Annotated in this window: 13 protein-coding genes; 5 read left to right on the top strand and 8 right to left on the bottom strand. The window is 45.9% G+C overall.

Translation table 11 applies throughout. From position 1 onward, the window contains the following. Positions 1-39: 39 nt before the first annotated feature. Both F7R24_RS11220 and rsmD read left to right on the top strand, forming a co-directional pair. Complete coding sequence (locus F7R24_RS11220; protein ID WP_151671350.1) at positions 40-1,206, top strand: hypothetical protein; 1,167 nt, start codon at positions 40-42, stop codon at positions 1,204-1,206. 17 nt (positions 1,207-1,223) lie between these two features. After that, positions 1,224-1,907: a 16S rRNA (guanine(966)-N(2))-methyltransferase RsmD gene (gene rsmD / locus F7R24_RS11215; protein ID WP_151671349.1), complete on the top strand. Its 684-nt coding sequence runs from the start codon at positions 1,224-1,226 to the stop codon at positions 1,905-1,907. Between the two features lies 1 nt (position 1,908). Here rsmD and F7R24_RS11210 read toward each other — a convergent pair whose 3' ends face one another. Beyond that, on the bottom strand, positions 1,909-2,520 hold the full coding sequence (locus F7R24_RS11210) for a TetR family transcriptional regulator (RefSeq protein ID WP_151671348.1): 612 nt from the start codon (positions 2,518-2,520) through the stop codon (positions 1,909-1,911). 212 nt (positions 2,521-2,732) lie between these two features. Here F7R24_RS11210 and F7R24_RS11205 point away from each other — a divergent pair, with 212 nt between their 5' ends. From F7R24_RS11205 to F7R24_RS11195, 3 genes are all read left to right on the top strand, one after another. Next, positions 2,733-3,983 (top strand): RNA-guided endonuclease InsQ/TnpB family protein, encoded by a 1,251-nt coding sequence (locus tag F7R24_RS11205; protein WP_151671347.1) that lies wholly within the window; start codon positions 2,733-2,735, stop codon positions 3,981-3,983. 189 nt (positions 3,984-4,172) lie between these two features. Then, positions 4,173-4,658: a pantetheine-phosphate adenylyltransferase gene (coaD, locus tag F7R24_RS11200; RefSeq protein ID WP_151671346.1), complete on the top strand. Its 486-nt coding sequence runs from the start codon at positions 4,173-4,175 to the stop codon at positions 4,656-4,658. Between the two features lie 30 nt (positions 4,659-4,688). After that, positions 4,689-4,940, top strand: coding sequence for a YfhL family 4Fe-4S dicluster ferredoxin (locus F7R24_RS11195; protein ID WP_151671345.1), 252 nt, complete (start codon positions 4,689-4,691; stop codon positions 4,938-4,940). A 68-nt stretch (positions 4,941-5,008) separates the two neighbouring features. Here F7R24_RS11195 and F7R24_RS11190 read toward each other — a convergent pair whose 3' ends face one another. The 7 genes from F7R24_RS11190 to F7R24_RS11160 form a co-directional block, all read right to left on the bottom strand. Then, complete coding sequence (locus tag F7R24_RS11190; RefSeq protein WP_151671344.1) at positions 5,009-5,518, bottom strand: DUF501 domain-containing protein; 510 nt, start codon at positions 5,516-5,518, stop codon at positions 5,009-5,011. 32 nt (positions 5,519-5,550) lie between these two features. Next, positions 5,551-7,620 (bottom strand): ATP-dependent DNA helicase RecG, encoded by a 2,070-nt coding sequence (recG, locus tag F7R24_RS11185; protein ID WP_151671343.1) that lies wholly within the window; start codon positions 7,618-7,620, stop codon positions 5,551-5,553. Then, on the bottom strand, positions 7,620-8,534 hold the full coding sequence (locus tag F7R24_RS11180; RefSeq protein ID WP_151671342.1) for a hydrogen peroxide-inducible genes activator: 915 nt from the start codon (positions 8,532-8,534) through the stop codon (positions 7,620-7,622). Before F7R24_RS11180 ends, recG begins: the two co-directional genes overlap by 1 nt. 149 nt (positions 8,535-8,683) lie before the next feature. Then, entirely contained in the window at positions 8,684-10,852 is a 2,169-nt protein-coding gene (gene ppk1, locus F7R24_RS11175) for a polyphosphate kinase 1 (RefSeq protein ID WP_151671341.1), read from the bottom strand. Between the two features lie 10 nt (positions 10,853-10,862). Then, positions 10,863-11,870 carry a porphobilinogen synthase gene (gene hemB / locus F7R24_RS11170; protein ID WP_151671340.1) on the bottom strand — a complete coding sequence of 336 codons (1,008 nt, stop codon included), beginning with the start codon at positions 11,868-11,870 and terminating at the stop codon, positions 10,863-10,865. 421 nt (positions 11,871-12,291) lie between these two features. After that, positions 12,292-13,326 (bottom strand): MJ1255/VC2487 family glycosyltransferase, encoded by a 1,035-nt coding sequence (locus tag F7R24_RS11165; RefSeq protein WP_151671339.1) that lies wholly within the window; start codon positions 13,324-13,326, stop codon positions 12,292-12,294. A 90-nt stretch (positions 13,327-13,416) separates the two neighbouring features. Next, a complete protein-coding gene (locus F7R24_RS11160; protein WP_240776091.1) occupies positions 13,417-14,331 on the bottom strand; it encodes an alpha/beta hydrolase in 915 nt (304 codons plus the stop codon). Positions 14,332-14,359 lie beyond the last annotated feature (28 nt).

The raw sequence follows: 14,359 nt of genomic DNA, 5'->3' as shown, positions 1-14,359 counted from the left end.
ACCACAGACCGCCAGCTGACAAACCTGATCGGAAGGAATATGCCTGCATCAACTTATAAACCTTTGTTCAATCGACGTTATCTATTTGCGTTAATGTGGATTATTCCTATTGTCATTCTGTTATTGCATACAACTGGACGTGAAAAAGCAGCAACGCCACTCTCACTGGGTTGGCATGCCGATCCCGATCACTGGCGCTTATCCTATGAAACACTTCCGGATATTGAATTACGCGCATTAAAGCCCTTCGCACCGGGTTGGAACTTACCTAACACGCTAGAACGAGCACATCTTCTACAATCGCTGCAACACTGGCTTAATGAAGAGTCCACCTTGGAAAAGCTTGATGAACTTAGCTGGCAAGCCACTCTTCAAAGTCTGACATCTGCTGTTCAGCTCAGCATTACAATGAGTCAGCCCCCGTCCGATGAACAAATAGCCTGGCTGACATCAGCACTCAATCAACGTCCTAACGTTGAACTGAATGAACAACAAAGATTGATGGCGACCTGGCAGCTAGATCAACGCCAAGCGGAAAACCGCCTGCTTGCAGAATTTGAACACTGGTTATTCAGTGATCAACCGACTTCTCATGCGTTTACCAGCGAGTGGACTTTTCTGCTCAGTGGAGCAAACGTCGTCACTTCAAATGAAACAGACATTCCACCTCGATCGTCATTGACGCCAATCCTCAGCGCAAAAGAACTAACCGAACAAGCCCATGTTAGCCAGGTTCACCATCTTTTGGCTTGGCATATCCCATTGTCTGAAGACTCCAGCACGCTGGCTAAACACCGTGCTAGCATTAATGCCATTCAACAGGCCTTAGAGAATTTACCTCAGCGTCCAAACTACCGTCTGATTTGGAATCCGTTACCGCCGAAAAGCTATCTGATTATTATTACCCAAGGGCAACCAGATAATAGGTTGGACGATCAATTACTTGACCTGCTTCTTGGTGAAACTTCTGATAGGCTATTATCAGATGCGATCAAGCAGGTTGTGGATCAATATCAACCCGCGACTGCATCAGTGATAAATGCTGTTGAGTGGTTTGAGCTATCCGCTTTGTTAGGCTTTCCATTAAACAGCGACCTAATTTATAGCGAAACAATCAAACAACTGTCCAATGATGAGATTCGCCAACACTTAGTTGAAATGCTGGATAGACAACATCAATTTAGCCTGACACTAACGCCATACTAATGTAAAAAAGAGATGATATGAGTCGACGCAATAGCGCTGCACGGCGCTCAAATAAAATTCAAGAAACCAGCTCTTCTCTCAGAATTATTGGTGGAGAGTGGCGCAGTCGTAAACTCTCTTTTCCAGAAATTGAGGGGTTACGCCCCACTCCCGATAGGGTTAGAGAAACTCTATTTAACTGGCTGCAAACCAGCATTCCGGGAGCCAGCTGTTTGGATCTGTTTTGTGGCAGTGGTGCACTTGGTTTTGAAGCCCTGTCACGTGGGGCAGCATCGGTCACTTTTGTCGATAAAGCTCCCGAAGTGATTTATCACCTTCGGCACAACTTGAATCTACTTAAAGCTCAACACGGGGAAGTGGTTTCCAGCAGTGTTTTAGACTGGCTAGAAACTAAAATCGCTAATCAAGAAGCGCGTTATGACGTGGTTTTTTTAGATCCCCCTTTTAACAAGAATCTAATCGCACCCGTGACAACCTTGCTAGAGTCACGCGGTTTGCTAAATGATCAAGCCTTTATCTACGTCGAAAGTGAGCTCAACTGGCAACCCGATGCCATTCCCCATAACTGGGAACTGTACCGAGAAAAGCAAGCAGGTCAGGTTTGCTATCGGCTTTACCAACGCACAGAACCCGAGGATTCAGAAGACTCTTTAACCTATTCAGAAGAAGAAAGTCCGCCTTTCGGTTCTAATCATCGTTAATTTATTCGCCTAACCCATCCATTAAAATACCAATCAACAGCAGTGCTTCTGTGCTGCTGCGTTGATCGCTGGACGAAAACGCGATGCTCTGTACCAGACTATCGAGAACATCCGCCAACACCTTAGCCGCTGGTTTAATCGATATTTTTTTACGTAGCTGTTTTTTCTTCTTGGCTTGCTTCAAAAAATAATGGATTTGATCAACCACACTGAGATGACTCTCATCTATCTGCTCAGCAAGATTAGCGAGTTCAGGTACTCGAGGGCGCGTTAAAAAAAGGCGATAGGTCTGACAAAAGTGAGCATGATTCACATAAGCATTGATGACGCCGACCAAATAGTCATGTAGCGCTTGTAACGGATCTTGTTTAGCTGATTGGCGTTGTTCAATGTATTGAGTCTCGTATGGCTTCTCAGCTGCTAGGTAAAGCTGTTGTAACAAATCGTCTCGATTACGAAAATGCCAATATAATGCGCCATGAGTGACCTCGCAGGCGGCTGCTATCTGTTTTAATGAAACCGCATGAATACCTTGTTCAGCATAAAGTTGCATTGCCATCATCAGCAAGGCTTCTCTAGTCTGTGCGGCCTCCTCTTTGGTACGTCTTGCCATGGGGCTCCCTATCTTTCTTGTTATTAAATAATTGAATATCAGTATAAATTTAGGCTTAAACAGACTCACTTGGCAAGTCTTCGGGCGTCTATTTAACAAACATCGCGGAATTCTCCACCCGGAATCGACGATTTGGGTGGTGACATTATGCCCTCTGGGTATGGATAGCGCTCAGTGCGTTAGTACTGTTGGTTTTGGTGTATAATGACAACATGACTCTTAAAGCGTATCAGTACTCACTCAAACCCACTAAAGCGCAAGCTGATCTCTTTGTATTGAGCTTTGGCCACAATCGCTTTGTGTGGAATTGGGCGTTGGCGCTGAAGAGTCGTTATTATCGCCGCTTTGGTCAATCGCTTTCCAAACGTCAACTGCAAGATCAGTTGGTGAAAAAGAAGAATCGAGATCGCTATGCGTGGTTATACCAAGTCAATGCACAAAGCTATCTAGCGACGCTGGATCATTTGGATCAAGCCTTTTCAGACTTTTTCAACGGAAAGAAGAAGTATCCACGCTTCAAGTCAAAATCCTCTCACTGGCACGGGTATCAAAACCCGCAACATACCGATGTGGATTTTGAACAGGGTTGTGTGAAATTACCCAAAATCGGTTGGGTAAAGACGACACTGCATCGCCCTTTCGAGGGTAAGATCAAAACCTCAACGGTCAAGTTAACGCCCAGTGGTCGATATCGAGTCAGCATCCTTGTGGATGATGGCCTTGATTTACCCGTTCCGAGTACGATTGAACCCGACCTGACGGTGGGTGTGGATTTAGGGATTAAATCGCTTGCGGTAGCGTCCGATGGTACCGTGATTGAAAATACACAACCGTTGCAGGCTGCGCTTGTAACACTTAAAAAAGAACAGAGAATCCTTTCCCGTCAGAAGAAAGGATCTAAATCGCGTGCCAAGCAACGACTCATCATTGCCAAATGCCACGAGAAGGTGGCGAATATTCGAAAGCATCTATTGCATCAAGTCAGCAATCATCTGGTGAGTAAGAACCAAGCCACCAGTATTTGCATTGAGGACTTGCATGTAAAAGGCTTAATCCGCAATAAGAAACTGTCCCGACACATCGCTGATATAGCTTGGGGCGAGTTATTACGACAATTTGAATACAAGTGTGCATGGCAGGGTAAAAACCTCATCACCATAGATCGGTTTTATCCCAGTTCCAAAACTTGCTCAAGCTGTGGCAGTATTAAGCATGATTTGAAATTATCAGACCGATGGTATGCATGTGATCATTGCGGCGTGGAAATGGATCGAGATCTCAATGCTGCGATCAATATCAAGCAACAAGGTCTGAAACAAGCATTGGAACAGGTCGGTACGACCTGTGCTGTAAAGTGTTCTCCCAAGTCGAGACTTGCCCAATCAAGTGACTTGGCGAAAGGTACTGAGTTTACTCAGTATGAGTCGGCAGAAACTAACGCTAGAACGGCTCATGCCGTTTAGCGGGAGTAGTTCACTTAAATTGCAATATGACTGATGCAGGTCAATATTAGCCTAGCCATGCTGCTTCATTTATATAAGAATTCAGTTATATTGCAAATTCGACTCAGCAAATGCTTTTTTTATATTTGTACCTTAGTGAGGATTCCGTTAACATCCGCGCAAATACTCATTAGACTCCCTGAGGGCCTTATGAACACGGTAGTCTACCCCGGAACGTTTGATCCCATTACTAATGGACATACTGATCTAGTCGAGCGCGCCTGTAAAATATTTGATTTAGTGGTGGTTGCAGTTGCTGAAAGCCCTAAAAAGCGCCCACTGTTACCACTCGATCTAAGAGTCAGTCTAGCTGAAACAGCGTTAAGTCACTTAAACAATGTTAAAGTAGTCGGATTCAATTGCTTGCTGGCCGATCTATTACATCAACAACAGGCAAATATTATTTTGCGAGGACTAAGAGCCGTATCGGATTTCGAGTACGAGTTTCAGCTCGCAAATATGAACCGAAAGCTTAGCCCTGATGTCGAAAGTTTATTCCTGACACCCGCTGAGCACTTAACCTATATCTCTTCGACATTAATCAGAGAGATAGCGTCACTGGGCGGGGATGTGAGTAAATTTGTACATCCTGAGGTATCTCAGGCATTAATTACGTATTTAAGTTCAGATCAATAACCTATAACGACGAGTCAATGAGGTAGCCGCATGGCCTTAATCATCACCGATGAATGCATCAACTGTGATGTATGCGAACCGGAATGTCCGAATGAAGCAATCTATCCGGGCGAAGAGATTTACGAGATTGATCCAAACAAATGTACTGAATGTGTTGGTCACTACGACACCCCTCAGTGCGTAGAAGTGTGTCCGGTGGATTGTATTCCTAAAGACCCAGATCACGTTGAGTCCGAAGAAATGCTGATGGATAAGTACAAACGCCTGACCGGTCAAGCTTAAGCTTATTTATACATGTCTAATCAGGTTGGATTGCCAGAGCGCCATTCAACCTGAGTGTTATCGGCTGGTTAAAAACTGATCTTCAGTGTATTCAGGCCAAATTCTGCGTCCAATCGCTTACCTACCAAGTTATCAGCTACCAGATGATGCGCATATTGCATATGCAAGCAGCGGACTTTGTCCCATTGCGCGATACCACCAATACCCAGCGTATTAAATAGTTCAGTAAACCCTTGAGCGTCGATCGCCTGTTTGTCTTCAGCGGACATCAATTCCCATCGACGCGCCACATAACTGGCTTGCTGTTGATGATATTCCTGCCGTAAAGCTTCGTCCTGCAACAACTCAGCTTCAAGATCCTTAATCCAACCGGTACTTTCGATACGCGCAATCGCTTTATCCAAATCTTGGCTACACAACCAATAGAGCGTAGGGAAAGGTTTATTCGCCACTAAAGAACGCATCTGTAATACCACTGGCACACCTTCTTCTGTGGCGTGGGCAATGGCAGCGATACCTCGGGGTTTTCGCCCCAGTTGACGCGTAATGATCTCTAATTGTTGCTCAGTGGGCTGCATAGCAAATCCTGTAACCTAAAACAAAAAGGCGATTATACCTGAGCGTAGCTTTCGCTGCTGCCCATCCAACGATTTATCAGTGCTTCAACTCGCTTAGGATGCTGATGTAAGGGTTGCGCTATTAGGTGAACTTCTGACAATAGGTCGGCATCACGCTCTAGATCGGCAATACGAAATTGCATCATGCCGGTTTGTCGGGTGCCTAACACTTCACCCGGCCCTCGTAGCTGCAAATCCTTTTCAGCGATACGGAACCCATCGGTGGTTTCTCGCATCACCGCTAGCCTTTCGCGACCTTGCTTGGATAACGGCGGATGGTACATCAAGACACAGAAGCTTTCGACAGAACCTCGACCGACACGTCCTCGTAGCTGATGCAGTTGCGCCAGCCCCAAACGTTCAGGATTCTCTATAATCATCAAGCTGGCATTTGGCACATCGACACCGACTTCAATAACGGTGGTGGCCACCAGTAGATCTATGTTAGCCGACTTAAACTCCGCCATCACCGCGGCTTTTTCTGCCGGCTTCATGCGTCCATGAACTAAACCGATACGCAGATTGGGAAGTTGTTCGGATAAGTTAGCCGCCGTCACTTCAGCCGCTTGACATTGCAGGGCTTCAGATTCCTCTATCAGCGTGCATACCCAGTAGGCTTGACGGCCTTGCGTACAGGCTTGTTTGACCCGCTCTATCACTTCTTCGCGACGAGTGTCCGCTATCACCAGCGTATTGACTGGGGTTCTTCCGGGAGGCAACTCATCAATAATCGAGCAATCCAGGTCGGCATAAGCACTCATCGTGAGTGTTCTGGGAATGGGTGTTGCGGTCATGATCAACTGATGAGGGGCTCTGATACCATCAGCGCCCTTTTCTCGTAGACTGAGTCGCTGATGCACGCCAAAACGATGCTGCTCATCAATCACCACCAGCGCCAAACGGGCAAACGCTACCTCTTCCTGAAACAAGGCATGGGTTCCCACCACGACCGCCGCTTCACCCGAAGCAATCTGCTCTAATTGATGCTTTCGCTGTTTACCTTTCACCTTGCCCGCTAACCAGGCAACGTCAACATTCAGGGTGGCAAACCATTGGCTAAAGTTTTGATAGTGTTGTTCCGCTAAGATCTCCGTCGGTGCCATCACCGCGACTTGATAGCCCGCTGCTATCACTTGAACGGCAGCTAAGGCGGCCACCAAAGTTTTTCCTGAACCTACATCTCCTTGTACCAAACGTAGCATCGGGATAGGACGCTGTAAGTCTTGTTGAATCTCAGCAATGACTCTTTGTTGAGCCGCGGTCAGCTCAAAAGGCAATTGCTGCAAAAAGGTTTGTGATAACTCAGGCGCCTCTGGCATCGCCCAACTGCCCTGCTGCTGGATTTGTTGACGAACACGGCTCAGTGACAGGTGATGCGCTAAAAGCTCCTCTAGCGCCAAACGTCGCTGTGCTGGGTGCCTTCCCGCTAACAAGGCTTGCTGATCTGCATTCGGAGGCGGTTGATGAAGGTAACGCAATGCGCTTTGTAGTTCAGGTAAGGCTCGTGATTGCCGGAGTGATTCGGGTAGATAATCGGGTAGATCATGGCTACTTAATTGAGCTAAGGCTTGTCGAACCAGATTTCTCATACGGACTTGAGTCAGTCCTTCAGTCATCGGATAGACCGGTGTCAAGGCTTGATCTGGGGCAGCCAGCGTTTGCCCTGAACTCATGACTTGATACTCAGGGTGGACCATTTCTAAACCCGCACCTCCGGGTCTGACCTCACCAAACGCACGCAACCGCACACCCGGTCTTAAGGCATTTTTTTGAGCCGCATTAAAATGAAAAAATCTGAGCGTGATTTGTCCTGTGCCATCCTGTAACCGACACAGTAAACTGCGCCTTCGTCCCATCACCACATCAGATAGCTTTAATTCACCTTCAATCAGCACTTCTTCACCGATTTGCAGTGATCCTAAGGATCTAATTCGTGTTCTATCTTGATAACGGATAGGCAGATGAAAGAGCAAGTCTTGCAGGCTGTGAATACCCAGCTTGGCCAGTTTAAGCGACAGCGCTGTGCCAACACCCTTAATATCAGTGATCGGCACAGCAGTCATTAAGCCTCCAGCTTTGGTGCTCTAAACTGACAGCGTTGCACCGCTTGCACTAGGATTTCAATGGCTTGAGGTCGTGGAAAGCTTGCTCGCCACGCAATCGCTACCGTTCGTCTTGGCTGAGGCTTGCTGAAAGGACGTACCTCAACCAGTTTGCTGGATGGATGCCCTTCAATGGCGGATTGCGGTAAAACACTGCACCCAAGTCCAGAGGCAACCATCATACGAATGGTTTCCAGAGAGCTACCCTCTGTGACCGTATGTTGGTTATGGAAGGATTGATTTAACGTAGGACAAGCTTCTAACACTTGGTCTCTAAAGCAGTGACCTTCACCTAACAGCAGCATTCTGAGTTCACCGATTACCTTTGGATCTATCTCTTTCTGCTTACTCATTGGATGACCTTTCGGCAACACCATCTGAAACGGCTCTTCGTAAACGGGACGGGTTAATACATCGGGTTCATTGAAAGGCAGCGCAATAATAATCGCATCTAAGTCGCCATTGCGAATTTTCCCACGCAAAGTTTCCGTCATATTTTCTTCAATATACAATGGCATTTGCGGAGCAAGTTCCTGTACTTGAGGAATCAAGGAGGGGAATAGGTAGGGTCCAATGGTGAAGATTGCGCCGACACGTAAAGGGCTTGCCAACTGATCTTTGCCAGCACGTGCCATTTCACGTATCGCTTCTGCTTGCTCAAGCACTGTTTGCGCTTGGCGAACGACTTTTTCACCCACAGGAGTCACGCGAACGGCACTTTTGCTGCGTTCAAACAGCGCTACACCTAACTCATCTTCGAGCTTTTTCACTGCGATGGATAGAGTCGGTTGGGATACAAAGCAGCGCTCAGCTGCATGGCCAAAATGCTGTTCTTGTGCGAGCGTCACAATATAGCGCAACTCGGTCAGTGTCATGCCGGATCCTTCTGTATAGGTTTACACTAAGCCCTTAATATAAACCAGCTATCCAGTACCATCCAGCAAAAACGATGGCTGCCTGCTGAAAGCTACCTTTATTCAGCGTTAAACCATCGTTTTTACTCTTCAGATAGCTCGAAGATAAGTTAAACCTTAGCAAACTCTTCTAGCAAGGCTTGTTGCGCACTAAAGCGCTCTTCACCTTCTGCCGGTTGTAGCAAGGAGTAACTACCATCGGATTGAAGCACCCAGCTCTGACAATTGTCTTTTAGGTAATATTCTAATTCGCGCAAAATACGTTCAGCGTTACGCCCTGTTAGCTGGAAGCCGGTTTCCACTCGGTTCAGCATATTACGCTCCATCCAGTCCGCACTGCTGCAATAGACCAAAGGATCACCACCATTACCGAAATAGTAGACTCGGGTATGCTCCAAGAAACGGCCAATGATGGAGCGAACCTGAATATTCTCGGAAATTTCAGGCAGACCGGGGCGCAAACGGCACATTCCGCGAATAATCAGATCGATTTTCACGCCAGCTTGTGACGCTTCGTAGAGTCCACGAATCAATTTGGGTTCGGTCAGTCCATTCACTTTAATGATGATATGGCCTTCTTTACCCGCTTGAACATGGCGGATCTCGTTTTGCATCAACTCCAACATGCGCGCATGCAGGGTAAAGGGCGCATTGAAAAGCTTTTTAAGCTTTTGAATTTTACCCATGCCCGTTAACTGCTGGAACACCTTATGCACATCTTCACCCACATCCTTATCACTGGTGATGTAACTATAATCCGTATATAGACGTGCTGTTCCAGAATGATAGTTACCGGTGCCTAAATGAGAGTAACGTACAAGGTTATTACCCTCGCGACGGATAATCAGCATCATTTTCGCGTGGGTTTTATAGCCCACCACACCATAAACGACCAAGCATCCCGCCTCTTGAAGGCGACTGGCGAGTTGTAGGTTACTTTCTTCATCAAATCGAGCACGCAACTCAATAACAACCGTAACCTCTTTACCGTTTCGAGCGGCTTCAACTAAGGAGTTAACGATATCCGATTTTACACCGGTGCGGTAAAGCGTCTGTTTAATCGCAATAACATCCGGATCTTTAGCTGCTTGGCGCAGCAGGTCGACGACGGGCGTAAAGGACTGGAAAGGATGCATCAGCAACTGGTCGGAACGACGCAAGATAGTGAAAATGTCCTTATCCGTTTTAAGCTTTCCTGGAACGCCCGGTGTAAATGGCTTCCATAGAAGATTCGGACGATCAACGAGGTCTCGAACGGCCATTAAGCGTGTTAAGTTGACCGGTCCATTGACGCGGTAAACCTGACTATCATTGAGCTTAAACTCTTCCATCAAAAAGCCGATCAGCTCAGCAGGCGTGCGCTGATCCACTTCCAATCTAACGGCATCACCATATTTGCGTGAGTGCAACTCTCCACGCAAAGTTCTCGCCAAATCTTCAATCTCTTCAAAGTCAAAGCTTAAGTCAGCATTTCGGGTAATACGAAATTGATAACAGCCACGCACTTTCATGCCTGGGAAAAGTTCGTCTGCAAATTCGTGAATAATTGAGGATAAGAAAATGAGGTTATCACCCTCTTCACACAATTCGTCTGGCAATTTAATCAGCCTGGGCAGAGAACGAGGCGCAGGAATAATGGCTAAGCCAGTTTCTCGACCAAACGCATCTTTCCCTTCTAGCTGAACGATAAAGTTTAGACTTTTATTCACCAATCGAGGAAATGGATGAGATGGGTCTAATCCTATCGGACTAATGACGGGGACGATCTTTTCTTCAAAGAACTCTTTTACCCAGCGACGTTGGTCAGTGGTCCAGATACCACGACGAAGGAAACGAATACCCTGAGCATCAAGCGCTGGAAACATAATTTCATTGAGAATTTTGTACTGACGATCAACATTGACCTCACAAATTTCACGAATTTTTTCCAGCACCTTCTGCGGGTGCATTGCATCTGGACCCACGTCTTCACGGTCATATTTTAACTGACGCAATTGCTCTGCAACACGGATTTCAAAAAACTCATCCAGGTTGCTTGAAAAGATCAGCAAAAACATCAAGCGTTCGAGTAATGGATAACCTTCGTCCAAGGCTTGCTCGAGTACACGGACGTTAAACTGCAAATGACTCAGCTCACGGTTTATGTAAAGCTCTGATGCTTTTAAATCGACCGGTACTTCTTCGATCGGCTCAATCGTGGGTAAGATTTCACGACTTTCTAATAAGGCGGCAGCGGCGGCTGCTTCTGCTTCTGCCTGATCGATGATCACATCACTCATTCCTAACTCCTCAGTTCAGTGCCCGAGCTGCTTTGACCGCAAAGTAGGTCAAAATTCCATCTGCACCGGCTCGTTTAAAGGCTAATAACGATTCCAACATCACACTCTGTTCATCTAGCCATCCATTTTGGAAGGCCGCCATATGCATGGCATATTCACCACTGACTTGGTAAGCGAATACGGGAACTTTTAATTCATCTTTAACGCGACGTACGATATCCAAATAAGGCATACCTGGCTTGACCATCACCATATCGGCACCTTCTGCTAGGTCTAGAGCCACTTCATGCAATGCCTCATCGCTGTTAGCGGGGTCCATTTGGTAATTAAACTTATTGCCCTTGCCTAAATTTCCTGCAGAGCCAACGGCATCTCTGAATGGCCCATAGTAAGCACTTGCATACTTTGCAGCATAGGACATGATTTTGGTATTTACATAACCTTGCTCTTCAAGCATGGCGCGAATGTAACCAATGCGACCATCCATCATATCACTGGGAGCAACGATATCAGCACCCGCTTCTGCATGGGAGACGGCTTGCGCAACCAGCGTTTCTATGGTGCGATCATTCAGCACATAACCCTTCTCATCAATAATGCCATCCTGACCGTGCGTGGTAAAAGGATCTAGGGCAACATCAGTAATCACTCCTAGTTCAGGGCAGGCATCTTTGATTGCACGCACCGCTCGCTGAGCAAGGCCATCGGGATTAAAGGCTTCTTCACCTAGTTCTGATTTGGCTGATAAGGGTGTGACTGGAAACAAGGCGATGGCTGGAATGCCTAAGGCGAAGAGTTCTTTCGCCTGCTTTACCATCAAATCAATACTCAAGCGCTCAACACCCGGCATGGAGTTTACGATTTCTCGTTCATTTTGACCTTCAATCACGAATGCAGGATAGATTAAGTCGTCAGGCGTCAGACGATTTTCACGCATTAAGCGCCTAGAAAAGTCATCCGTACGCATTCTGCGCATACGTGTTTCTGGAAAATAACGCTGGCTATTGTTAAATGACACGCTTCACTCCTCAGGGGTAACAATTAGACAAAAATATCATGACAGTAGTGTGACAAAAGAAAAAGTAGCCAAATCGCTGTTCTTAACGTTGATGCAAAAAAACCGATTTTTAGGAAAAACTCCTATATCAACTTTTTCAAAGCTTGGCATAATAACACCCATGGATCTCCTGTTCATGGAACGAATTGAAGGACGGCAAGTACAGCGACCACGGATGCAGATGCAGAAACATGATGTTTTGGGTTCGCAAGGATTAGGATAGCCAATAAAGGGGGCGTACTATGGATAGTGTGCCCTCTTTGCCTTTTAGGCTTCAGCTCACTTTAATTTTCAAGCGACTCTTTTCTATCTAGCCTTTTTATTAGCTTCTCTAGCTAACCTTCCTTGTTAATATTTTGCTTAACTCTTTCGCTTAACACTTCTAGTTAACTTCTTGCCAAACAGTTTTGACCAATGTTTCTGCTCGACTATCTTCATCTGATACTAACCACTGTGCGATATGCTCTGCAACATTAGGGTAATGAATTGGCGCTATCGATTCTTGTGTTAGCCAGTTCTCAAGTTTGTTGGCATCTAAACTATGCATCACCTGAGCTTTACCCATCTGTTTAAGTATACAGGCATTTGAATATTGCTCAATCTGTCCCGCAAGGGGTTTAGTCAGTAGCTTCTTGCCCAGCATAAGCGCTTCACTAGACAAACCAAATCCCGTATTGGAAATCACCCCTTCACACAATTTCAGGTCACGTGGAAAAGCTTGACGACAAAGTGGGTGAATCTGGATATGCCCCAAAGAACGTGCTTCAACTATATCAGCATATATTTTGAACTGAGTGCATGGAAAGCGTTGTAACCATTGGACAACCTTGTCTAGCGATTCAAATGGCAGGTAGACAAGAATAAATGCTTGCTTATCGCCTTCATCACCCACTGAGTGACGATTCGATAAACTTAACAAAGGAGGCAAAATCGCCTGATCAAAGTGGTGCCAATGTACACCTAGGTAACGATCTAAAGGGGTGAAGCAATCGATAGCGGGCTTTAACCAAAAAGACTTTTCTGTTCCCTGCAAAGCATAACGCAACGCGTATTGATGTGCTAAACCGATACTTGGGATACTTTGACGTCTTGCAGCCCAGGCCGAAACGGGTTCAAAATCATTCAATAAAAGATCATAGCGACTCAGATCAAGATTGTTTACATCAGACCAAAACTGTTTCAACTTAGCTTGTTTTAACGTTTTCCAAGACTGAACCTTGCCATCAGCGGTAATAAAGGTGAACCCTTGATAATGCTGAAAGTCACCAAAGCACTGCATATCAAACAGCCTGTCTTTTTCTCGACCACTAAAGAGAAAGTCGATCTCTATACCCGCTCGTTGCAATGCGGGAAGCATGGCTCTGGCCCGTGTAATATGACCATTCCCTGTTGCTTGAACTGCATAGAGTAACTTCATTCGATATCCTTAACGCAAAAAGCCCAGATAATCACTTATTATGCTGGGCTTTTTTTTACAAATAGATGACATTACTGTGACATTTGCGTGTTAAAGCGTCCTCTTAAACCACTCACTCACTTCTTTTATCAACAATTTGGGATTATCCCAAGGCACCATGTGCCCTTCACCTTTAAGCTCGATCAGCTCGAAGGGGTGTGTCATCGACTCAATAACTTGCTTAGAGTAACTCAAAGGTAAGACTTCATCATGCTCACCATGAACGATCGCCGCTTTAAAATTGAAGTACTTTTTCATCGAACCGCTGGTATGGGTAAACAAACTCGCCAAAGTGCCTAGAGGATAATCATAGACAATACGAGGATCTTTACTGATCTCAGCAGCCGCTGGATGACCTTTTAAAAGCTCTTCATAATCGATAAAAGTTTTCATCGGTACTTTCATGTGTGGAAAAAACAGCGCGCTACTCCACGTCCAAGACCAGCCAAACTGATGCACTAAATCAGGTGCTATCTCTGTGACCAATAACGTACCGCAAAGAACAGAGAGTATTCGCACGTCGCGCTCTGCAGCAGCAACAGCAAGAAGACCGCCAATGGAGTAACCGTAAACACCGAAAGGCCCTTTGTATTGAACAGATAGATGATCAATCACAGCACCGATATCTTCTATAATCTGTTCAACACGGTAGTCACCTCGAGTGCCCGCTGAGTAGCCATGACCGCGAAGATCCATACCCACAACATTAAAGCCCTGAGCGGAAACACCCGCTAAAAGCTCTGCATACAACTCACAATAAGTACCTATACCTGGCAAAAATATGACTACCGGTGCTTCATCCGAGTGATGAAACAACTCGCAGTGAATCGACTCATTGATGGTAATAATTTCACGCTGTTTCAGGAAAGGAACTAACCCTAACTTTTCTCTTAACACATCTCTTCCCGATGCACTTTCTTCCACTTTATCGGAGAAGAAGTTCATTGGATTAAAAAAATCATTCATAACTTAAAACCACCTTGGTTTACTGAAC

The organism is Nitrincola schmidtii (assembly GCF_008973715.1).
Lineage (GTDB): Bacteria > Pseudomonadota > Gammaproteobacteria > Pseudomonadales > Balneatricaceae > Nitrincola > Nitrincola schmidtii.
This window is presented reverse-complemented; position numbering and strand designations above follow the sequence as displayed.

Excerpts from the sequence above, each read along its gene's own strand:
- F7R24_RS11165 (WP_151671339.1), bottom strand. The coding sequence starts at position 13,326 with ATGAAGTTACTCTATGCAGTTCAAGCAACAGGGAATGGTCATATTACA.
- F7R24_RS11195 (WP_151671345.1), top strand. The coding sequence starts at position 4,689 with ATGGCCTTAATCATCACCGATGAATGCATCAACTGTGATGTATGCGAA.
- F7R24_RS11190 (WP_151671344.1), bottom strand. The coding sequence starts at position 5,518 with ATGCAGCCCACTGAGCAACAATTAGAGATCATTACGCGTCAACTGGGG.
- ppk1 (WP_151671341.1), bottom strand. The coding sequence starts at position 10,852 with ATGAGTGATGTGATCATCGATCAGGCAGAAGCAGAAGCAGCCGCCGCT.
- F7R24_RS11220 (WP_151671350.1), top strand. The coding sequence starts at position 40 with ATGCCTGCATCAACTTATAAACCTTTGTTCAATCGACGTTATCTATTT.
- rsmD (WP_151671349.1), top strand. The coding sequence starts at position 1,224 with ATGAGTCGACGCAATAGCGCTGCACGGCGCTCAAATAAAATTCAAGAA.
- coaD (WP_151671346.1), top strand. The coding sequence starts at position 4,173 with ATGAACACGGTAGTCTACCCCGGAACGTTTGATCCCATTACTAATGGA.
- F7R24_RS11180 (WP_151671342.1), bottom strand. The coding sequence starts at position 8,534 with ATGACACTGACCGAGTTGCGCTATATTGTGACGCTCGCACAAGAACAG.
- F7R24_RS11160 (WP_240776091.1), bottom strand. The coding sequence starts at position 14,331 with ATGAATGATTTTTTTAATCCAATGAACTTCTTCTCCGATAAAGTGGAA.
- recG (WP_151671343.1), bottom strand. The coding sequence starts at position 7,620 with ATGACTGCTGTGCCGATCACTGATATTAAGGGTGTTGGCACAGCGCTG.
- F7R24_RS11205 (WP_151671347.1), top strand. The coding sequence starts at position 2,733 with ATGACTCTTAAAGCGTATCAGTACTCACTCAAACCCACTAAAGCGCAA.
- F7R24_RS11210 (WP_151671348.1), bottom strand. The coding sequence starts at position 2,520 with ATGGCAAGACGTACCAAAGAGGAGGCCGCACAGACTAGAGAAGCCTTG.